The organism is Shimia aestuarii (genome assembly GCF_900114635.1).
Classification (GTDB): Bacteria; Pseudomonadota; Alphaproteobacteria; order Rhodobacterales; family Rhodobacteraceae; genus Shimia; species Shimia aestuarii.
In genome coordinates this window covers 1-21,307 of sequence record NZ_FOTQ01000013.1, presented here as the reverse complement: position 1 = coordinate 21,307, position 21,307 = coordinate 1, and the positions used below count along the sequence as shown (strand labels likewise).

General features: G+C 61.0%; 18 protein-coding genes. 5 read left to right on the top strand and 13 right to left on the bottom strand.

The window, feature by feature from the left end; all coding sequences use genetic code 11:
- The first annotated feature begins 389 nt into the window (after positions 1-389).
- Positions 390-1,124: a hypothetical protein gene (locus tag BMZ35_RS19225; RefSeq protein WP_093096701.1), complete on the top strand. Its 735-nt coding sequence runs from the start codon at positions 390-392 to the stop codon at positions 1,122-1,124.
- Positions 1,125-1,130: 6 nt separating this feature from the next.
- Here the strand turns inward: BMZ35_RS19225 and BMZ35_RS19220 are convergent, their stop codons facing one another.
- From BMZ35_RS19220 to BMZ35_RS19195, 6 genes are all read right to left on the bottom strand, one after another.
- Positions 1,131-2,141: an AraC family transcriptional regulator gene (locus BMZ35_RS19220; protein WP_165610138.1), complete on the bottom strand. Its 1,011-nt coding sequence runs from the start codon at positions 2,139-2,141 to the stop codon at positions 1,131-1,133.
- Between the two features lie 75 nt (positions 2,142-2,216).
- The gene (locus tag BMZ35_RS19215) at positions 2,217-2,798 is read right to left on the bottom strand and encodes an amino acid synthesis family protein (protein WP_093096696.1); all 582 of its coding nucleotides are present in this window, start codon (positions 2,796-2,798) and stop codon (positions 2,217-2,219) included.
- Positions 2,791-3,636: a UPF0280 family protein gene (locus BMZ35_RS19210; RefSeq protein WP_093096695.1), complete on the bottom strand. Its 846-nt coding sequence runs from the start codon at positions 3,634-3,636 to the stop codon at positions 2,791-2,793. The genes BMZ35_RS19215 and BMZ35_RS19210 overlap by 8 nt, the downstream gene beginning before the upstream one ends.
- Positions 3,633-5,093 (bottom strand): 6-hydroxynicotinate reductase, encoded by a 1,461-nt coding sequence (locus tag BMZ35_RS19205; protein WP_093096693.1) that lies wholly within the window; start codon positions 5,091-5,093, stop codon positions 3,633-3,635. The genes BMZ35_RS19210 and BMZ35_RS19205 overlap by 4 nt, the downstream gene beginning before the upstream one ends.
- A complete protein-coding gene (locus BMZ35_RS19200; RefSeq protein ID WP_093096690.1) occupies positions 5,090-7,822 on the bottom strand; it encodes a molybdopterin-dependent oxidoreductase in 2,733 nt (910 codons plus the stop codon). Before BMZ35_RS19200 ends, BMZ35_RS19205 begins: the two co-directional genes overlap by 4 nt.
- Positions 7,819-8,661: an FAD binding domain-containing protein gene (locus BMZ35_RS19195; protein WP_093096687.1), complete on the bottom strand. Its 843-nt coding sequence runs from the start codon at positions 8,659-8,661 to the stop codon at positions 7,819-7,821. Before BMZ35_RS19195 ends, BMZ35_RS19200 begins: the two co-directional genes overlap by 4 nt.
- A 112-nt stretch (positions 8,662-8,773) precedes the next feature.
- Here BMZ35_RS19195 and BMZ35_RS19190 point away from each other — a divergent pair, with 112 nt between their 5' ends.
- Positions 8,774-9,199, top strand: coding sequence for a MarR family winged helix-turn-helix transcriptional regulator (locus BMZ35_RS19190; protein WP_093096684.1), 426 nt, complete (start codon positions 8,774-8,776; stop codon positions 9,197-9,199).
- A gap of 57 nt (positions 9,200-9,256) precedes the next feature.
- Here BMZ35_RS19190 and BMZ35_RS19185 read toward each other — a convergent pair whose 3' ends face one another.
- From BMZ35_RS19185 to BMZ35_RS19160, 6 genes are all read right to left on the bottom strand, one after another.
- Positions 9,257-9,952, bottom strand: a complete 696-nt coding sequence (locus tag BMZ35_RS19185) for an ABC transporter ATP-binding protein (RefSeq protein WP_093096681.1) — start codon at positions 9,950-9,952, stop codon at positions 9,257-9,259.
- Positions 9,952-10,659 (bottom strand): ABC transporter ATP-binding protein, encoded by a 708-nt coding sequence (locus BMZ35_RS19180; RefSeq protein WP_093096678.1) that lies wholly within the window; start codon positions 10,657-10,659, stop codon positions 9,952-9,954. The genes BMZ35_RS19185 and BMZ35_RS19180 overlap by 1 nt, the downstream gene beginning before the upstream one ends.
- Positions 10,656-11,600 (bottom strand): branched-chain amino acid ABC transporter permease, encoded by a 945-nt coding sequence (locus tag BMZ35_RS19175; RefSeq protein ID WP_093096675.1) that lies wholly within the window; start codon positions 11,598-11,600, stop codon positions 10,656-10,658. Before BMZ35_RS19175 ends, BMZ35_RS19180 begins: the two co-directional genes overlap by 4 nt.
- A complete protein-coding gene (locus BMZ35_RS19170) occupies positions 11,597-12,523 on the bottom strand; it encodes a branched-chain amino acid ABC transporter permease (protein WP_093096672.1) in 927 nt (308 codons plus the stop codon). The genes BMZ35_RS19175 and BMZ35_RS19170 overlap by 4 nt, the downstream gene beginning before the upstream one ends.
- Positions 12,524-12,607: 84 nt before the next feature.
- Positions 12,608-13,912, bottom strand: a complete 1,305-nt coding sequence (locus BMZ35_RS19165; RefSeq protein WP_093096669.1) for an ABC transporter substrate-binding protein — start codon at positions 13,910-13,912, stop codon at positions 12,608-12,610.
- Positions 13,913-14,018: 106 nt separating this feature from the next.
- Positions 14,019-15,437, bottom strand: a complete 1,419-nt coding sequence (locus BMZ35_RS19160) for a hypothetical protein (protein WP_242654863.1) — start codon at positions 15,435-15,437, stop codon at positions 14,019-14,021.
- 28 nt (positions 15,438-15,465) lie between these two features.
- Here BMZ35_RS19160 and BMZ35_RS19155 point away from each other — a divergent pair, with 28 nt between their 5' ends.
- The 3 genes from BMZ35_RS19155 to BMZ35_RS19145 are packed head-to-tail and all read left to right on the top strand — an operon-like array spanning position 15,466 to position 20,108.
- Complete coding sequence (locus BMZ35_RS19155) at positions 15,466-16,251, top strand: copper chaperone PCu(A)C (RefSeq protein ID WP_093096666.1); 786 nt, start codon at positions 15,466-15,468, stop codon at positions 16,249-16,251.
- A gap of 60 nt (positions 16,252-16,311) precedes the next feature.
- Positions 16,312-18,369 (top strand): hydantoinase/oxoprolinase family protein, encoded by a 2,058-nt coding sequence (locus BMZ35_RS19150; protein ID WP_093096663.1) that lies wholly within the window; start codon positions 16,312-16,314, stop codon positions 18,367-18,369.
- Complete coding sequence (locus BMZ35_RS19145; RefSeq protein WP_093096660.1) at positions 18,366-20,108, top strand: hydantoinase B/oxoprolinase family protein; 1,743 nt, start codon at positions 18,366-18,368, stop codon at positions 20,106-20,108. The genes BMZ35_RS19150 and BMZ35_RS19145 overlap by 4 nt, the downstream gene beginning before the upstream one ends.
- Here BMZ35_RS19145 and BMZ35_RS19140 read toward each other — a convergent pair.
- Positions 20,105-21,283: an acyl-CoA dehydrogenase gene (locus BMZ35_RS19140; RefSeq protein ID WP_093096787.1), complete on the bottom strand. Its 1,179-nt coding sequence runs from the start codon at positions 21,281-21,283 to the stop codon at positions 20,105-20,107. The two genes, BMZ35_RS19145 and BMZ35_RS19140, sit on opposite strands and share 4 nt — an antisense overlap.
- Positions 21,284-21,307: the final 24 nt, after the last annotated feature.

Sequence of the window (21,307 nt, the reverse complement as noted above, 5' to 3'; positions counted from 1 at the left end):
TTTACAAAGTTGGAACGATCAGCGCGTCCCATTTCAGTTTGGAAGAGAGCAAACGAAGCGTTTCAAACAAACAAGCATCCCTATCGAGCACATCAATCTCATGGCCCCTCTCTTCCTCCTCTCCCTCCCTCGCAGGGGCCGAACGCCGACATCCTTTGGGACCTTGGGGATGTCCGGCAATCGGGTCGAGACGACCTGAGCACTCACGGAACCAAGGTCCGCGTCAGCCCTGATTTTGGGGCTGACGCAATCCCTTTCCAATCTGCGCCAGCAGAAGGTTGCCCTGCCCCGGATCGCGTCCTGTCCCTTCGTGATCCGGGACAGCGGCCACCCCCAACCCCTTATTGTCGCACGGCATTTCCGCCGACGACACAAAACAGGAGCCGACTATGATGGACGCGGAATTTTCCATGTCATACGGCACGCTCGCGGGCAGCACGCGCACGACACGCCTGTTGCGCCTGACCGACCAAGCCCATGGCCAAAAGGCACCTCTTGTCCTGATCTCCGATCTGACCGACGTCGGGCGGTCCGACATCCTGATCCGCGTCAGGCAAGTTGCATCGCTTTTGACGCTGCGCGAACGGCCCCTTTACCTTGTGCATTGGGCGCGCCCCTGGCGCGAGGGCGGTGGTGAACGGTTTTCGCCCCTGGTACGTGATCTGGACGCGCTGATCCGATCCGTCCTGCCTAACGCAGGCGCCATGCATATTGCTACGTTCGGCTCGGGCGCCTTGATCGGGTTCAAATGGCTGGCACATTGCACCCGTGAAGGCAACCCCGTGCCTGTCTGCTCATTGTCGCTTCTCGCCCCATCGCTGAGCGTGATGGGACGTGCCCCGCGCACATCCCTGGCCAGTGCACCTGCGCGCTCCTGTGTGGTGACGGACATGGCGGGTCGTGCAGCGGACTGGGCCGAGACGATTTCCCTTGCCGCACGCCTGCCGCACCCGCCCGAGTTCATCGCACTGGACAATCCGGAACACTATCTCGTCGCGCGCGACACCCGGACCCTGACCGACACCGGTCCGGGCGAGTTCATCGAATTTGCCGGATCGTGGAAACAGGCATGGTGCGACTGGCTGAGCGCCGCCGAGCCTGACACGGCGCGGCTTGCCAGCTAGGGGAAATCAGGCGGCGCTCAACCCCTCGCGCCGCCGCACCTTGAGCGGCGTGCGTCCGAACCAGCGTCGGAAAGCCTGGTTGAACGCGGTCTGGTCCGAATAGCCCACGGCAAGCGCCACTTCGCCCAAGGGCAGGTCCGTTTGCTGCACCAGCGCCAACGACCGACGTCGGCGCTGTTCGTCCATGATCTCTCGGAAATTCGTGCCTTCCTGCTTGAGCTTGCGCTGAAGCGATCGTGGTTGCATCCGGAGCGCCGCTGCCACCTTGTCCTGCGAACACACTCCCAGCGACAATTGTCGGAACACCTCGAGCTTGACGGTTTCCGAAAACGGTATGCCACGCTCAACCGTGATTTCGGCAAGGTAGCGGCGGATGATCGGATGAAAGGCGACATCCTGTTTGGTCAGCTTGACGTCGAGGACATCATTCCGAAACAGGAAGGAATAGCTGTTGGCGCCGTAGCGAACCGGGCATCCAAGCTCGGCCGAAAGGAAATCCTTGCCCAAGGGCGCGGCAAACATCACCTCCGCCGACAGGATTTCCGGCGCCCGCCCGGCCAGCTCGCGCAGCACATTGCGACCCATCACCAGCGACATTTCCCGGGCCTGCCTTGGCCGGGTGATGCTCAGCGGGGCATAGATCACCTCGGCCAGCCCATCCTGCGGGATTTCTCGCAGCGATGTCACAACCCCATTGGTGTGCAGGAACTGGTTGCGCAACAACGCCTTGGCCGCGTCACGCACGGTGCGTTCCATCCGGGTGACAAGGCTGATCACGCCCAAGGTTTCCAGAGAATGCAGGCGGGCCAGCTGAATGCCGAGATCGGGAACCTTCCAACTGCGTGCACAGTCTTCAAGAATAGAGCAAGCGTCCTCGAAATCGATCTCGGTTTCCCGCGCTTCGAAAATGGAATGATCCAGACCATAGCGCGAAAGGATCGTTACGAGGTCCTGTCCTTCGCGGGCGGCAATATGATCCAACCCTTCCAGAACGGACGCCCGAATATACCCTGCCATGCACCTGCCCCCAGTCGACTGAACACAGGATAGACCGCATAAGGTTCCCCGGTCCACCCGCGTCATGCTATGCGCTTATCGCAGACCGTCCTTGCCCGCGACCTCGTGCACCTGCAATCCACCCATGCGGTGATGAATGCGCCCACCACGGCTCATGGCCAGCGCAAACAGAAGCTCGTCCGCCCTGGGACCATCCGGCACGCCCACCTCCATGCCATCAAAATGGCTGCGCACATAGGCCGCGTTGATATGGCCCAGAGGGATGTCGATCCGCGTCCCCACCCCACCAATCTTCATCGACGACGGCACAATCGCCTTGGCCTCTCCCAACCGTTCCCGCATGGCATATCCCCCCGGCACATGCCAGAGCGCCGTGTGTTCCAGTTCGCCCGCCTCACCGGCAAGCCCGGCCTTGCCATAACCGTCGATCCCGTCGATCCCGCCCATCGCCTCGATAAGGCGGTCGGTCATCATCAATCCAAGCGGCTTTAGATCGTCCATCGCCGACTGCAGGTCCTCAACATAACGCCCCGCAAACGGATTCCTGACAAGCGCGACCATGGCCGCGCGGCGGCGGGGGTGATCGGCGACCGGCCCGCCATCATGATGGATATCCTCGATGAACAGCATGGTCTTGCGCAAAGCAAAGTCAGGCATGGGTCAGATCCTCTTTTCGGTTCAGATGGTATACCCCGCCAACAAGGCGGGTATCGGAGTTCAGCGTCAAATGGGCCGCTTGGATCAACCCGCGATCAAGACACTGGCGGGCATAGGCAACCCCACGGTCAAGGGCCTCTGCGACTTCACCTTGATCAAGCAGGCCAACATCAACCGTCACGGCCCGCTCGCCAAGGTCACTATCCGAAAAAAGCGCGCTGGCCGCCATGCGCGCAATGGCTGGATGTCCCGGCAGATCGACATGATTGGCGATCAGCGTTGCAGCCACATCCGCCTTGGCTGCGCTTTCAGCAAGAACCGTCACCGCGTCGGCAATGCCCAATGACTGGCTGCGTCCACGCCAGCCCGACGTCGCCACGCCACGCACGGGGCTGTCATGACCGATCTCGGCAAATCCACCCTCGGCCAGGGCCGCGCGCAAGGTTGATCCCGGTGCCAGCACAAGCGCGACGTCGCCGCCGTTGTTCACGTACGCGGTTTCAACGCAATCATGGTCCCCGATCACCCGCGCGATTTCATCGGCCACGGCGCCCGCCACGGCGGCCATGGGGGTTACGAAAATCGGCAAATGCGCCTTCGCGGCCTGCCTCATGGTTTCGGCGACCGGTCCAAGCGGCCCATTACACGCGTCAACTGGGCACCGAAGCTGTTCTAGGTCAAGCACCAGCTCGTCAAGAAGTGTCTCAAACCGCCGCGCAGCCTCGCGCAGCGCCGGCGCGCGCCCCGCCCCGGTCACATCGACAACCAGGTCGATCGGCCCGTGATGCAGATGCATTCTTTGGCCATCAGGCAGAAAAGCGATCTGCGCGCCGGTCATTTCGTCGCTTTGGGCGGTGCGACGGCGCGTACCTGGTCGCCATATTCCCCACCTTTTTCGAGCACATCATGAACATCACGCACCGCTTCATCGTGACCGCCAAGCGCGCGGTACTCTTCGCGCGACACCGTGAATTCCAGCGGCGCCACGATCGCCGGAGTCGGCACATAGCCAAAGGCGTTGTCCGGCATCCGGGTCACATCCGCCATGATAGTGATCCCGCCGCCGGGCCAGACATAGGCCTCGGCGCCGCCCACCGTGACCCGTGTGCGCCGCTCCTGAACCGAGCGCGTCAGACGCACCGGATTCTTGGTCACACCAGAGCGCAATGATCCGCCAGCCCCGCCCATGAACATCACCGTGCACAGCGCTGGTTCGCAGTTTTCGGCAATCAGATCGACGGACGGTTGCAACGTATCCGGCAGGGGGCGCTGGCGCGGCACAAGATCGTTATCCAGTACGTAATAGCCGAATTGCTCACCCGTCGTGGACACCATCAGCAACGTCAATCCCGGTCGCGCGCCCTTCTTGGGAAGCCAATCGCCCAGAATGGTCAATGGATCCTCGATATTGGTGCCGCCCCAACCAAGACCCGGCTCGGCCACTTGGAAGTACCGCCCCGGCGTCGACCGGCGCCCCTTGATGCGGATGCCGGTGTCCGGCCAGTCCAGAACCTTGCCCGCCTGATGTTCGCTAACGACGCCGGTTATGTGATCGTCAACGACAACAACTTCATCCACTAACCCTTTCCATTGACTTGCAAACATGCCAATCGTCGCCGATCCGCAGCCTACCCGCATCCGCTCTTCCCTGTGCCCGTCCACAATGGGGGCTTCGCCAGCCTGCACGACGACGGTGGCTCCACCGTCAACATTCAGTTCCACCGCCTCACGATTGCAAAGACGCATCAACACATCACAGGTGACCCGCCCCTCGGGTTTGGAGCCCCCGGTGAGGTGGTCGACCCCCCCAAGAGACATCATTTGGCTGCCATATTCACTGGTAATCATCAGCCCGACGGCCTCGCCCGCATGGCGCACTACCGCGCCTTCATGGCCAAGATGGCGGTCGGTGTCGATCTTCACCTTGACCCCGCAATAGCTGAAAATCGCCTCGGTCACGACGGTCACGAAATCGGCCCCGTCCACCTCGCGACTTACGAGGAAAGGCGCGGGCTTATAATCAGGATAGGTTGTGCCCGATCCGACGGCGGTCACGAACAGGTCATCCGCCGCAAGTGTCCCATCCCATTCCGAGATCAGGAAAGGACGCACCTCGCGCCCGTCTGCAATGGTTCGGTCCAACACTGTCAGCGGGTCACAGCGCACGATGCGCCCGCCCTCGTTGGCATAACGATCACAAGCCCCGATCCGGCCTTCGGCGATGTAACACATCACCGGACAGGCATCGCAACGGATCTTCTCTTCACGCACACGGCGCGTGTGTGTCTCGTTCATCCGCGTCCCTCCGCCTTGCGAATTGCCGCCAACACCCGATCCGGGCGTGCCGGAAGCTGGTCGATCCGTGCACCACAGGCGTGGCGTATGGCATTCAGGATGGCCGGCGCGGTCGGGATCAGCACATGTTCTCCCAACCCCTTGGCACCGAACGGCCCCTCGAGGTCGGGTTTCTCGATCAGGATCGAACGGATTTCCGGCATATCCCCGATGGTCGGGATCAGGTAGTCATGCAGGTTGTCGGTCCGCCCCGGCACGTATTCCTCCATCAGCGCCAGCCCAAGCCCCTGTGCAATCCCGCCCTCGATCTGGCCTTCAGCCAGAAGCGGGTTGATCACCCGCCCCAGATCATGCGCCGCCGTGATGCGCTCGACCCGCACCGTGCCAAGTCGCGTGTCCACCGCCACCTCGGCCAGCTGCGCGCCATAGCCATAAACCGCATAGGGCGTCCCTTGCCCGTTCTCATCCAGCGCGCTGGTCGGCGGGTCATAGCTTTCCTCGGCCATCAGCACATAGCCGTGTTCATTGACAGCGAGTGCGGCCGGATCAATTCGCGCCGACCGTGCGCCGTCGCTGACCACAAGCGCGCCGTCACCAAGCGTGATCCCGGCCCCGTCGCCCATATTCGTCAACGCCAGCACCTGAGCGCGCAGCGCCCGCCCCGCCAGCATCGCCGCCTTGCCGGTGACAACCGTCTGCCGGCTGGCCGAGGTCTTGCCGCAATCGGGCGTTACCCCGGTATCGGCATCGACAAGATCAAGCATATGCACCGGCATCCCCAGCGCATCTGCCGCGATCTGGGCAATCACCGTGTTGGCGCCCTGCCCGATATCCATCGCCCCCTGATGCAGCACCACCCGCCCCTCGGGTGTCAGCCCGATGCGGATCGTCGACGGGTTCGGCAAGGCCGTATTGCCACAACCGTACCAGCACGAGGCCACACCTATCCCGTAGCGCACAGTGCCGCCCAACGCGTTAAGCTCCCGCACCCGTTCCATGGCTGCGTCCCACGGTGCCTGCAGCGCCTCAAGGCATTCCGCGATGCCCACACCCCGCATGTGCTGACCACAGACAGACACATCCCCGTCCCGCATTGCGTTCCTGCGCCGGAACGCCAGCCTATCCAGCCCTACCGCCTCGGCCAGCTCGTCAAACAGTGTCTCCTGGATGATCGCCGCCTGCGGCACGCCAAAACCGCGAAACGCGCCCGACACCGGACCATTTGTATGCACGGCCCGCGCCTCGGCGCGATAAGATGGCATCACGTAAGGTCCCGAGGCATGCACCGGCACCCGCACCGCCACCGTCGGGCCCCAGCTCGAATAGGCTCCGGTGTTGAAATCCCCGTCAAACCACATGCCCGTCAGCCGCCCCGCGTCGTCACAGCCAATCCGTGCGCTCATCTTTGAGGGATGTCGCTTTGTGGTCGACATCATGCTTTCCCGCCGCGAATAGACCATGCGCGCCGCGCGCCCAGTCCTGAGCGCCACCAGACCAATCAGGGGCTGCAGAGAAACATCCAGCTTCGATCCAAACCCGCCCCCAGTCGCCGCAGGCCTGATCCGCACTTTCTCGGGCGCAAGACCCAAAACCCGCGCCGTGTCATCGCGGTCCATGATCGGTGCCTGAGTACAGGCCCGAATGTTGAGAACATCGCCCTCCATCCACGCGATCCCGGCTTCGGGTTCGATATAGGCATGTTCCACATATCCGGTCCGCATGGCGCGTTCGACCACATGCGTTGACCGCGCCAACGCGTCCTGCGCCGCGCCACGTTCCACATGTCCCGCGATCAGGATGTTTTCGGCCCGATCCGCATGGATCAACGCGGCCTGCGCCTTTCGCGCCTCAGTCACGTCTTCAAGGGCGGGCAGCTCTTCCCAACGGATCGGAAAGTGATCGAGATCCAGCCCATCCATGGTGCGCCCGTCCCCGGCGACAAGCGCCACCGCTTCGCCTCGCATCCGGGCAACGCCCTCGGCAAGAGCGGGTTGGTCGGCAAAAGCCGGGATCACGCTGAACCTGTTTTCTCCGGGGATGTCCGCTGCCGTGAAAACCTGCACCCCTTGTGTAGAGGCCCATCCTGGAAGGTCGCCAAAGTCAAATCGTGCATGGGCAAACGGCGACCGGACGGCGCGCACCTCGAGTGCATTTTCCGCCATTGCGTCGGCGCCATAGCTTTCCGTGCCAACCACCTTGGCCACACCGTCCAGCCTCTCGACCCGCGCTCCAATGGCTTCCCCCCCAATCGGCTCCGGCCCGGCGCCCTGCCCGGCCACGTCCAAAACCGCGTCTACGATTTTGGTATATCCCGTGCAGCGGCACAGAACCCCACCCAGCGCGTCTTCGACCTCGGCCCGCGTTGGCGTCTGGGTCCTGCGCACCAGCGCGGTCGCCGCTATCAACATCCCGGGGGTGCAAATCCCGCATTGCGCCGCGCCGTGCCGCAAAAAGGCCCGCTGCAGATCATCCGGCCCCGGATCAGCCAGCGCCTCGACCGTCTCAATCCGCCGTCCCGTGACATGGGCCACCGGGGTCAGGCAGGCACAGACCACCTCGCCGTCCACCAACACCGAACAGGCCCCGCAATCCCCGGCGTCACAACCCACCTTCGTGCCGATCAGCCCAAGGTCGTTACGCAACACATCGGAAAGCCGCCGACCGGGGGCCGCCGACACGTGATGCGGTTCGCCATTCACAACCAGATCGAGCCCGGAGCCATCCTTCATACGTCCGCTCCTCCTAGGTCCAGCAATGCACGCCGCACCAACTCGAACGCGACATCCTCGCGATAGTCGGAACTGCCGCGCACATCCGAAATCGGGCTCAAGCCCGGATCAATATCAACCCGACGCAGCGCCGAGGCCGCGTCCCGAAGCGGCAAACCGCGCAAGCTGTTCTCGACCCGCGACAAGCGCTGCGCCACCGGGCTGCATGCGCCCACTGCAATCGCCGCGTCCTTGATCACGCCTTGCTCCGCAACAATCCGGGCCGCAACCATCGCTATGGAAATCACGAGGTATCTGCGCGCGCCAAGCTTGTGAAACACGCTCTGCCCGCGCCCCGCTGCCTCCGGCACATGCACCGCGACCACCATCTCGCCGGGGTGCAGGGCGGTCTGGCGCACGCCAGCCAGAAAATCGCTCAGAGGTAAAACCCGGCTCCCGTCCACCGACGCCACTTCCACTTGCGCATCAAGAGCCAGCAAAGGCGGCACCCCATCCGCCGCCGGGGACGCATTACACAGGTTGCCCGCAAGGGTGCCCGCATTCTGGATTTGGACGGAACCGACCTCGCGCGCTGCTGCCTTGAGCATGTCGAACCCGCCCGGCAGTTCGGCGCGAAGCACATCCGTCCATGTCGTCGTTGCCCCCAACCGCCATCCCGCCTCGGTCCGCGTGATACCGCGCAGGCCCTCCACAGCTGTGAGATCGAGGACAGAGCCGGGCAATTCCTGTGCCTGTGTCGTGGGGAACAGGTCCGTGCATCCGGCTGCAAGCGTTACGTCGCCCCCCGCCAACACGGACAGCGCGTCTTTCAGGTTGCAGGGGCGATGATACTTCCCCATTCTGGCGTCTCCCCTCCCTGCTGGAGGTTGGTTGATTATTGTTTGTACGCAAATGAGTTTGCGGCAGCGTACAAAACCTGTCAACAAAAGCCGCTCGAACCGGGATGTTGCCATGACTGATGCCCCTACCAAAGACTATGTTTTGGATGACCAGGTCGGCTTCGTCATGCGCCGGGCCAACCAACGTCACCTAGGGTTGTTTGCGGCCCACATCCCGGACCTGACACCGACCCAGTTCGCAGCGCTGGCCAAGCTCTGTGAATTGGGTGAAACCTCCCAAAACGCGCTCGGACGGGCAACGGCCATGGATGCGGCCACGATCAAGGGTGTCGTGGACCGCTTGCGCCGCAAGGGGTTTGTCGACCAACGCCCTGACCCTGACGACCAGAGACGCCTGCTGCTCAAACCGAATGCGGCCGCGTGGGAAGCTTATGACGCGCTTGTGCCCGCCGCGCATGCCATCACTCGCGATACGCTTGCGCCGCTCACCGACGGTGAACAGGCCATCTTCCTGATGCTATTGCACAAACTGACCTGAGCGCCTGTTTACCGACGCAATACCGACGTGATACCGACGTCATACCGAAACCCGGTTTCAGACCCCGAGGTGACGCTCGACAATGCTGTGATCTGCGCGGATTTCGTCGGCAGATACGGTCTCTAGATTGCGCCCGTTTTCAATGAAAGCGACCCGGTCGGCGACTGACAAAACCGCGTCAACCCGTTGTTCCACAAGCAATATCGCGACGCCGCGCTCGCGCATGACGGTGATGACCTGACGGATCGCCTCGATCATCGAGGGCTGCAACCCTTCGGTCGGCTCATCCAACAGCAGAACCTTGGGTTGCAGACACAATGCCCTGGCCGTCGCCAGCATCTGCTGCTCCCCCCCCGAAAGCGTCTGCGCCCTCTGCGACCAACGCTCTCTAAGCCGCGGAAAAAGCTCAAGAACATTATCCAGAACCGCCTGTCCCGAGCGGTTGGCCGCCAGCCCGATTTCCAGGTTCTGCGCCACCGTCAGTTCCGAAAACAGCCGCCGCCCCTGCGGCACATACCCCACCCCGGCCCCCGGCACTTTGTGCGGCGGCTGATCCGAGATCGCCTCGCCCGCCACGACGACCTGACCCGACATCAACGGCAACAAGCCCATGATCGCCTTCATCGTCGTGGTCTTTCCGGCCCCGTTGCGCCCGAGAAGGCACAGGATTTCCCCGGCCTCCACGCGCAAGGACAAGTCCCGCAGCACTTGCGCCTTGCCATAGGCGACATTGATTGCCTTCACCTCAAGCATCACCCGGTCCCCAGATATGCGGTCTGAACCTCCGCATTTGCGTGAATCTCGGCAGGCGAGCCCTCGGCCAGAACCTCTCCAAAGTTCAAAACAGTTATGATATCAGCGGTTTCCATGACAACGCTCATGTTGTGTTCGATCAAGAGAATCGTCGTTGTCGACGACAAATCACGGATCAGTGACTTGAAAGCCGTGATTTCGCTGTCTGCCAGACCCTGTGTCGGCTCATCCAGAATTAGAAGCCGCGGCGCCTGAGCCAACCCCATGGCGATTTCCAAAAGTCGTTGATGCCCATAGCTCAGATCGCCTGCTATTTGATCAAGCCGATCCGCTAGCCCCACCTTGTCCAGAACCTGCTGCACGACTGTCATGACCGACGGCCCGCGCACGCGTTTGCGGGCCGCAAGTGACACGTTTTCAGACACGCTCAAGTTGGCAAAAACCGAGGTGATCTGAAACGTATAAGCCATGCCTAGGTTGATCCGCTTGTGGGCTGGCAATTTCGAAATATCTCGTCCGTCAAAGGATACCGAACCGCTGCTTGGAGTGATCCGGCCACAAAGCAGGCTAACAAACGTGGTCTTGCCCGCCCCGTTTGGTCCAATCAAGGCGCGAATTTGCCCTTCCGGAAGATCAAAATCGACGTTGCTGACGGCCTGTAACCCATCAAAATTCTTGGACAAACCGCGTGTGGATAAAAGGCTCATGGAAGTTCCTTCCACAACCGGTTGCGCAGTTCTCCAACCAGCCCCTGTGGCGCAAACAGCGTTAGCAGCACAAGAACCACACCTGCAATCAGCATGTAGGCCGAGGTCAGTCCCGAACTCAGGTCGATCAGGTAGAACATGAACAGGGTTCCGACAAATGGCCCAAGAACCGTGCCCGCTCCCCCGAGCAGCACCCAGAGAAGAGGAAATATCGAGTATTGGACCGAGGCAAAACTGGCTCCGACATAGCCGAACAACAGCCCGTAACCTGCTCCGGCCATTGCTGAAATCGTGCCAGACAGCACAACGGCGGCAAGCTTGTGGGCAAACACATCATAGCCCAGCATGCGCGCGCGTTCCTCGTTTTCACGAATGGCAATCAGGACTCGGCCAAAGGGCGTTTGCACCAACCGTAGCGTAAGCAGGAGACTAACGCCAAAAATCAGAAAGGCGGCGAAATACCGGTTGGTCGGATCGGAAAGGTCAATGCACCAAAGCACCCGTTCGGCCTGCTGGATTACGAATCCTTCATCCCCCCGCGTGTATGTTCCGAAATACAGCACGGTCAGGTATCCGGCCTGCGCGAACATCAGCGTGACGATCATGAACGCCACCCCTTCGGTACGCAACGCAAGGAACCCCAAGGCCAAAGAAACCAAGGCGCCCGCCAAAAGCCCCGCGATCAAGGCCGGAAAAGGTGCGGCGCCAAATTGATTGATCATCAGCCCCATGCCGTACATCCCGGCGGCAAAGAACAACGCGTGTCCGAGGCTCAGGAGACCAGTGTAGCCAAAGAGGATATTGTACCCAACCGCATATGCGGCAAGCACCATAATCCGGGCGAGATTGCCATGATGGTAAGCTGGCAAAACAAACTGCAGCGCGAAAAGCACCACGAGGAGTCCAAGGTGCAAGACCAGCGTCTTCTTCGTGTTACTCATGCCCGGCGCGCTCCGAAAAGCCCTTGGGGGCGGAACACCAGCACCAGTGCGACGAGCAGCGTCGCAAGGATCTTGGCCAGCGTCGGCGAGAAAAAGACCGAGATGATCCCGTCCGAAACCCCGATCAGGATAGCGGCCACCACGGTTCCGGGAAGGCTTCCCAATCCGCCAATGATCACCACGATAAAGGACAGCAGCAAGGGGTCGCCTCCCATCAGGTAGTGGGCTTGCTGGATGGGTACGATCAACACCGCGGCCAGCGCCGCCAGTCCGGCACCTAGCCCGAAGACCAGCGCATAGACCCGCTCGACGGGAATACCAAAGGCCAGCGCCATCTCGCGATCAAGCTGCGTGGCCCGCATCAACAACCCGATCCGGGTGTGAGTCATGAGCGCCCAGACCCCCACCAGCACAGCTGCGGCGGCCCCGATGACGCCCAGTTTGTAACTCGTCGTACTCAGCCCCCACGGCCAGTAGATCTGTGGGCGGCCGTCTGCGAACTCGAACCAGGGCAATGCCAATCGCGTGTTGAACGGCGCCTCAACCGGGCGCGCCTCCGGGCCGTAGGTCATCAAAGTAAGCTGCTGAATTATATACAGGATACCAATCGTCGCAACGATGGTGCGTTCCGGATCGTAATCAATGCGCTTGAGAATTGTCACATCCGCAGCCACGGCGATCAATCCGACCAGAATCGGTACAACGAGAATGGCGAGTCCGAAGCCCAGAGCCGGATGCCCGCCCACAAGGCCTGCGGCCCACCAGGCCAGCACGGCGCCAAGCATGAAAAACTCGCCATGCGCCACGTTCACCACGCGCATCACCCCGAAGACAAGGCTGAGCCCGACAGCGGTCAGCGCCAGCACTGCCGCCGTCACCGCGCCTTCCAGCGTGGCCAGCATCAGATACGGTCCAAATTCCATGTACTGCTCGCCACCTCTGCGCGGTTTGCGTTTTCGTGAAAAAGCGCCCGGCGCAGTAAAATACAGCGCCGGGCGGTATTTGCCTCAGAGCGGCTGTGTGGTGTAGTCCACCTCGTCGGGATAGAGCGTATCCTCTATGGATGTGGTGTGCACGAGCAGCAGTTTTCCGTCCGTCACCTTGGTGATGTATTGGTGGCCGAAGACCTGATGCGTCTTGCCATTGAAGACCTTGGCCCCTTGCGGGTGCGCGTTGGAATGCGCCATGTCGGTCATGGCCTCGACCGCTTCGATCAGCTTGGCCCGATCAGAAGGTCCCTGATACCCCGCCGCTTCCATTCCGGCCTTGACCACATGAAGTGTTTCCCAGCAACCGAACATGTGCGCATAGGTCGACACATCCTTGGGATCGCTCACGGAAGCGCCATTTGCATCCACGCCGACCCGTTCCCGGAAGAAGGCATCATATGGTGACTGATCAGCCTGAGCATAGCGCGGGTTGCCCTCCCAGAAATAGGTCCCTTCGAGGAACTCGAGTCCCGGGCTGCCGATGTCCACGGCCTCCAGGCTGTCAATAAATCCAAACATCTCGGGGCGTTGCGGTCCAAAGAACTCGCCCAGCTCCTTAACGAAGGTCAGAACCGCTGGCCCCACCATGACGTGATAAATCACCTCGGTATCGCGGGGAATCTTGGGAAAATACTTGGTAAACGACGTTTCCGTCGGCGGGATCGCGATATGTTCCAGAACCTCGCCGCCCTGCGCTTCAATCGCCGCCGTGAAATAGTCGCGGTGGTCATGCCCGAATGCGAAATCCGGGAAGATCATCGTGACCTTCTTGCCAAGGTTGGATGCCACGAAAGGCGCCATCGCCTGCACCTGGCTTTTCACGTCGGTAATGCCCGGCTGAAGCGTGTAACGGTTCAACATGCCACTGGCGACATGATGTCCTTCGGAAACCACGAAATAGGGCAGCTTCAGTTCGCCGGCGCGCGGCGCGGAGCCGATCACCACATGGCTGAACAGCGTGCCGAAGCCGATGTCGCAGTTGTGCTGGGTGGCGAATTTTTCGACAACCTCCGCCCCACGTTTCGGGTCGGTACCGTCATCTTCGGCCACGATCTCGACCGGGCGGCCATTGATTCCGCCGTTCTCGTTGATCAGCTTGGCCGCCGCCATCGTCGTGCGGTCATACCAGCGCCCATAGGCAGCGCCGATTCCGGTGCGATGCACCTGAAAGCCAACGCGGATCGGCTCCGAACTCTGGGCGCTGGCATAGCGGGCCCAAAGCGGAAGGCTGGTGGCTGCCGCGGCTCCACCAGCGCCAAGCGCCAGCGTCTTGAGCGCATCGCGGCGCGTGGGTTGCAGTGGTGGTTTCTTGGTTTTGGTCATCGAATTTCCCCCTTTGTCGGCATCAAATTTCGGACCGTTACCCGGACTCGTTATACTTGTTAGAGTGCAAACGAACCGGCGTTCTGTCTAGAGGGATGGCCTTTTTTCAAAACCCGCGGGGCGATGCAAGCAGCCAAAGTCCAAAAAATGTATAAAAAATCATGAACATGGCAAGTGGCGCCTGAGAAAGCGCCGCGCGCCGATTGCTGCCGAAATGCTGTAACGCGACCGCGTGGGCAAGCAGTACAGCCAGGATATGCCCCAAAACAACCGCGCCCGCCTGTGTCAGCCAAAGCACTCGCACGCTGTCATGCGTATTGAAGAACCCGGTCGTGACGTAGAACGTGCCAAGGCCGAGATAGTCGGCCCCGTTGGCCATCGGATCGGATGCCGCCGCCAATGCGTATTGCGCATCCACAAGGAAGCTCGTGAAGTAATGGGCAAAGTGATAGCCGAGGGCAATCGGCAAGATCGTGGGGGCGAACAGACAAAACGCGGTTCCAAGCGATAGGTCCGCCTTGGCAAGCCGCAAACCAAGCCAGACCGCACCCGCAAAAACCGATATCAGAAGCCCATTGGCGACCCCGAGGCCGATCAGGTTCTGGGCAATCACTGCCGAACGACCGGGATATTCCAACGGATTGATCCCGATCAGGTCCAGCCACCAGAACGTCTCGTTCAACCCATCAAAGCTGCCACTGCCAAGGATGACGAGCATGAGAACGGCCATCCAGGGTGCAGCCTTGCGCATTCGCAATATCTGCCAACCATTGAGCCCAAGGCGTAATCGACCCCCGATACGCCCGAATACGCCCAAGCTGGCATAAAGGCGCAGAAACACCGTGAACCCCTCGCCCCGATGAAGCCAGCGCGGCCCGAAGGCAAGTATAGCCAGAAAGCTGAACAACCAATAGCCGCCAACATACCCCGCCAGTCGCGCGGGATCCGCCGGAGCCGGATCGGCAAGAAGAACCGCAACGAACAGCAAAAAGATCATCACGGCAGGACTGTGCCCCAGCTTGGAGGGAAACGACATAAACGGCTTTATTCCCAATATCTTGCGCGCAAGAGCCACCGGCCCCGTCCAAGGGTTGATCCATCTCCAGAGGTTACCAAACATGCCTTGAAGAAACACGAACGCAATCCACCACAACGACCAGATCGTCAACGGCAACGGGTTTGCCAAGGGATCGCGTGGCCCGGTCCTGCCGACATGCACCAACCAGAACAGGAACAGGCAGACAAGCGTGCTCGTGATCAGTGGCGCCAACGATCCCCGCGTCCTCGACATGGGAACAGAAGAAAACATCGGAGACAGCAGGCGTTCCGGCAAGAGGGCCAGAAGCAAGACGGTCAGCGCAACACTGGCCGCCCCGGAAAAAATGTAGACATCGGTGGGGAGCAGCAGCACGAATCCCCCTTCTGAGGCATGTGCCTGCGCCAGGTTGGGAACGGCCAACGCAATCAAGAAAGAGGCAAAAGGCGTCGCGGACTTGATCCGCAGATTTGCATGGGGGATCATCATGGCGCGATCATAGCGTCGGAGCAATTGGATGAAAGCCACAAACACTTTGCGATTTGTTCTCGCCGCGATGATGCTCATCGCTATGGCAATCTGGCAATTCGTCCCGCGAACGTCCCATGAAATCCTGATCTCCGATGCCGTTGCGGCCCCGATAGACGGGGACCCGGGCGCTATTGGCGTGTTTTTGAAGCTGACCAACACGGGCGGACCGGACCGGCTTGTTGGAGCATCCTCCGAGGTCGCCGCGACAACGCGGATCGAGGGCCCAATGCCAACCTTGGCGGTACCTTCGGCAAGCACCCCGTCGCTCTCGGCAGACGGCGCATTCCTGTATTTGTCTGATATAAAAGGTGATTTGGACGACGGGCGCACCCTGCCCGTGACGCTGAAATTCGAAAAGGCTGGAGATATCACGACGCGGGCAAGACTTGTCGCGCCCAAAACCAAAGGCGCAGCGGCATCCTTTGGTCTGTTTGGCATCGGCGATATCTGCCAGGTCGGCGAAGGAGAACCTGCGCCAAAAATCGCTTTGCGCGTGAACCAAACGGCGCAAGGCTGGGAGGTTGGCGTCATCTCAAGCGACTTCGAATTTACCCCTGATCTGGTCGACGGCCCGCATGTACCGGGCACCGGGCATGGCCATCTCTATCTGGACGGTCTCAAGCTTCAGCGGCTCTATGCACCCTCCGCGTCGCTCGGGGTTTTGCCCGCGGGAAGTTACGAAATCCGGGTCACGCTCAACACGAACGATCACCGCGCCTATGTTCTGGACGATGTGCCTGTGACTGCAACAGCGCGACTCACCGTGGATTGACAGGTGGCGTGACCTGCGCACATCATTCGTACACAAACAAGTTTTCTAACGGAGGACCGGATGGGCGAATCTTCGCGGGCCGTTGTTGGCGTCGATGTTGGCGGTACTTTCACGGATCTCGTCGCACTGGATCAGACCACAGGGCAAGTGAAGCTCGCCAAGGTGCCCAGCACGCTGGACAATCAGGCCTTTGGGGTATTGAACGCGCTGAAGGCGGCAGAATGCGACCTCGCCGCGCTTGACCTGATCGTGCATGGCACCACCACCACAACCAACGCTGTGCTGGAGCGAAAGCTTGCCAAAACCGGTCTCATTACGACGGCCGGCTTCCGCGACATCCTTGAACTCGGCCGACGCACCCGACCGCAGCCTTATGGAATGAAGGGGGAGTTTCAGCCACTGATCCCACGCGACCTGCGACTTGAGGTCCCCGAGCGGATGGATTGTGACGGAAAGGTTGTGACCGCGCTCGACGAAGACGCCGTGCGCGATGCGGGGCGGCAACTCCTTGACATGGGCTGTGAATCCGTCGTGATTCACTACCTTCATGCCTATGCCAATCCCGATCACGAACGCCGCAGCGCCGACATCCTGCGCACCTTCTGGCCCAATGACCACATCACGATGGGGCATGCGCTCTTGTCGGAAAGCCGCGAATTCGAACGGGGAGTGACTGCGGCCGCCAATGCAGCTGTGCAACCCCTGCTCGACCGCTACATCCGCCGCCTTGTCTCGGAACTGGGCGCCAATGGATATGACGGGGATGTGCTCGTCATGAATGGCAATGGCGGGATGGTCAGCTCCTCCCGCGTGGCCTTGGAGGCCGCAAAGACGGTGATGTCTGGCCCGGCCTCTGGAGTCATGGCCGCAGCTTATGTCGGACGCAAAGCCGGACAAGGCAACCTGATCACCTATGACATGGGTGGAACGTCAACCGACGTCGCCTTGATCCGAAATGCCGAACCCTCGGTCTCGAACGAGATCGAGGTCGAGTACGCCATGCCGATCCATGTGCCCATGGTTGATGTCCGCACGGTAGGTGCAGGAGGCGGTTCGATCTCACGCGTGAACCCGGCGGGCCTTCTCGAAGTCGGCCCTGAAAGCGCGGGCGCCACGCCCGGCCCGATCTGTTATGGGCTAGGCGGCACGGAACCCACCATTTCCGATGCCAATCTGCTGCTTGGCCGACTGGACCCTGCACGCCTCAATTCCGTCAAAGGCGGCGTAACGCTTGAACAGGTAAAGGACATCTTTGCAGACCGGCTTGGCAGCAAGCTCGGGCTTTCGCCGACGGAGGCCGCCGAAGCCGTGATCAGGATTGCCAATACCAAGATGGCCGGGGCAATCCGCATGGTGTCGATCTCTCTCGGAGCCGATCCTCGCGATTTTGCGCTGTTTGCCTTTGGCGGCGCGGGGCCGTCGCATGCTTGTGCCCTTGCGCGCGAACTTGGCATTCCTCGCGTTTTGATCCCGTCTCGCCCGGGTATCACCAATGCCATTGGCTGTGTGGTTGCCGATCTGCGACATGATTTCGTCCGCACCATCAACACGCCGCTCAACGCCCTGGACCCCTCCCACCTGCACGGCATCTTCGCGGACCAGGCCAAACAGGGCGAACTGGTCATTTCCAAAGAAAACATCGCCATCTCCGAAGTGCGCCACCTTTATTCGGTCGATATGCAGTTTGTCGGTCAAACGCATCTTCTGCGGGTACCCCTCGAACGCCCCGACATCGACCTAGACACACTACAATCCCTGTTCGAAGCCGCGTATTTCGACCGATTCCATGTGGCTCTCGACAATATCCGCGCCAATGTTGTCAATGTGAACTGCTCGATCATTGGCACTCGCGCCGCGCTTGACCTCTCGGTGCTCCTTGACCCGGCTTTGCGAAAATCCACGCTGGACGAGGCGCAAATCGGCACCCGCCCTGTGTTTTTTGCAGGGACTTGGGTGAATACACCTATCTTCCAGCGCGAACACCTGCCTATCGGCTTTGCCCTCGACGGCCCCGCCATCCTTCAGCAGATGGATACGACCATCCTCATTGAACCGGGCGACCACGCCCAGGGCGACGCGGATGGCAATATCATCGTTCGGATCGGAGACATCTCATGAGCCTTGATCCCATCACCCTCACCGTCATTCAGGCCGGTCTGCAGCAGGTCTGTGATGAGATGGACCTCAGCTTTTCCCGCGCCGCCTTTTCCCCTGTGATCGCCGAAGCCAATGACCGCTCGGACGGGATCTATGCGGCCGAAGACGGCGCCCTGATCGCACAGGGGGCCGGTGGCCTTCCGGTGTTTGTTGGCACGATGCAATACTCCACCCGCACTCTGATCCGAATGATCGACGAGGGCAAAGCTGCAAAGCCCAAGCCCGGCGACATCTATATCGTCAACGACCCATATCTTGGGGGCACGCATCTGATGGATGTGCGATTTGCCCGCCCGTTTTACCGCAATGGCAAGCTCTTTTGCTGGCTTTCCAACACGGGGCACTGGCCGGACACCGGAGGTGTCGTACCCGGAGGTTTCTCTGCCTCGGCAACAGCGGTCGAACAAGAAGGGCTGCGCCTGCCCCCGGTGCGTTTATTCAAAGAGGGCGTTCTGGACGAAGAGATCTTCGCGATCATCTCCTCCAACATAAGGGTGGCCGACCAGAGGATCGGAGACGTCAAGGCACAGGCGGCAGCACTTCTCGTCGGTGAAAAGCGCCTCAACGAATTGCTTGATCGCTACGGGGACGCGGCCGTCTCCGAGGCCATTTCAGAACTTCGCAAGCGTGCTGCCATCCAGATGCGCGCCTTCATCTCCGACATCGCGGACGGGCAATACACCTCGTCGGCCTGGATCGACAGTGATGGCGTGATCAACGATCCTCTGGAAATCCGCCTGCGGATCACCAAGAATGGCGACACGCTTGTCTTCGACTTTGCCGGGTCCAGTCCGCCCTGTCAGGGGCCCATGAACTCGGTTCAGGCCACCACCTACAGCGCAGTCTACCTCGCCATGCGGCATATCTTTCCCGAAGTGCCGATGAGCGCCGGAGCATTTGAGCCTCTGAAAATCACCGGCATCGCGGGCACCTTCCTTGATGCACAATACCCACGCCCTGTGTCGGGCTGCGCGGCCGAGGTCTCGCAACGTATTGCCGAGGCTGTCTTTGCCGCCCTCGTACCCGCCCTGCCCGATCGTGTCACCGCGGCTCCGGCCGGCACCAGCGGCAATTTTGCGCTGGGCGGTCATGATCCCCAACGCGGGCGGGATTTCGTGATGTACCAGATTTCTGGCGGTGGCTATGGCGGCAATGCCGATCACGATGGCCTGTCCAATGGCTGTTCCACCATCGGTATTTCCAAGGCCCCGCCCGTTGAAATCATGGAACAGGCTTTCCCGGTACTTTACCACCGATATGCACTACACGAAGGATCAGGCGGCGCGGGACTGCACCGTGGCGGCTTTGGACTGGACTACGAAGTCGAACTGCGCCGCGGCGCGGCCAAGGCAAGTTTCGTGATGGATCATGGCCGGTTCGGGCCTCAGGGGGTTCTCGGAGGCAAGGATGGCGGCGTGAATACTGTCACGGTTTATCGCGACGGCGCACCCTACACCCCCGAACACCTTTCCAAGGAACAGGATATTCCGCTCGGACCTGGGGATCGGGTTCATGTCCGTACGCCGGGCGGCGGCGGCTATGGCGACCCGTTTGAAAGGTCGGTTGACGATGTTCGAAATGATGTTCGGCTGGGCCGTTACACCCCCGAACAGGCCCGCGACCTGTTCGGAGTGGAATTCACGGGATCGCCGCCCGAGGTCGACAGCCGGGCCACGGCCCGGCTTCGCGGCAAGGCTTAAGCAAACGCCTGCAGTCCGGTCTGTGCGCGGCCGAGGATGAGGGCGTGGACGTCGTGAGTGCCTTCGTAGGTGTTCACGGTTTCCAGGTTGACCATGTGACGGATCACGTGGAAATCGAGGCTGATGCCGTTGCCGCCATGCATGTCGCGCGCGTGGCGGGCGATTTCCAACGCCTTTCCGCAGTTGTTGCGCTTGATGATCGACACCATCTCCGGCGCAGCGTTGGCCTCGTCCATCAACCGGCCCACCCGTAGCGCCGCCTGCAGGCCCAGCGAGATCTCGGTCTGCATGTTGGCCAGCTTGAGCTGGAACAGCTGCGTCTGCGCCAGCGGCTTGTTGAACTGCTTGCGATCCAGCCCGTATTGACGCGCCGCGTGCCAGCAGAACTCGGCCGCGCCCATCGCGCCCCAGGCAATGCCATAGCGCGCCCGGTTCAGACAGCCGAACGGCCCCTTGAGACCCTCGACATTGGGCAGGAGCGCATCGTCAGCCACCGCGACATTGTCCATCACGATCTCACCCGTGATCGAGGCCCGCAACGAGGCCTTGTTCGCGATCTTGGGCGCGCTCAGACCCTTGGCGCCCTTCTCGAGCACGAAGCCGCGGATCTTGTCGCCATGCGCATCCGATTTGGCCCAGACCACGAACACATCCGCGATCGGCGCGTTGGAAATCCACATCTTCGATCCGTTCAGCACATAGCCGCCGTCAACCTTCTTGGCGGTGGTCTTCATGCTGCCGGGATCAGAGCCCGCATCCGGCTCGGTCAGGCCGAAACATCCGATATATTCACCGCTGGCCAGCTTGGGCAGGTATTTTTGACGCTGCTCTTCGCTGCCATAGGCATAGATCGGGTACATCACCAGCGAGCTTTGCACCGACATCATCGAGCGGTAGCCTGAGTCAATCCGCTCAACCTCGCGCGCGACCAGGCCATAGCTCACATAACCCGCGCCAATGCCGCCGTATTCCTCGGGGATCGTGGTGCCCAACAGGCCCATTTCGCCCATTTCACGGAAAATCTCGGGGTCGGTCTGCTCGTTCTCGAACGCCGCCGTCACACGCGGCATCAGCTTTTCATCGCAATAGGCCTTGGCCGCATCACGGATCATCCGCTCGTCTTCAAGCAGCTGACTTTCCAACAGGAAGGGATCTTCCCAGTTGAAGGCATTCAGGTCGGGTTTCGATTGGGGGGCGAG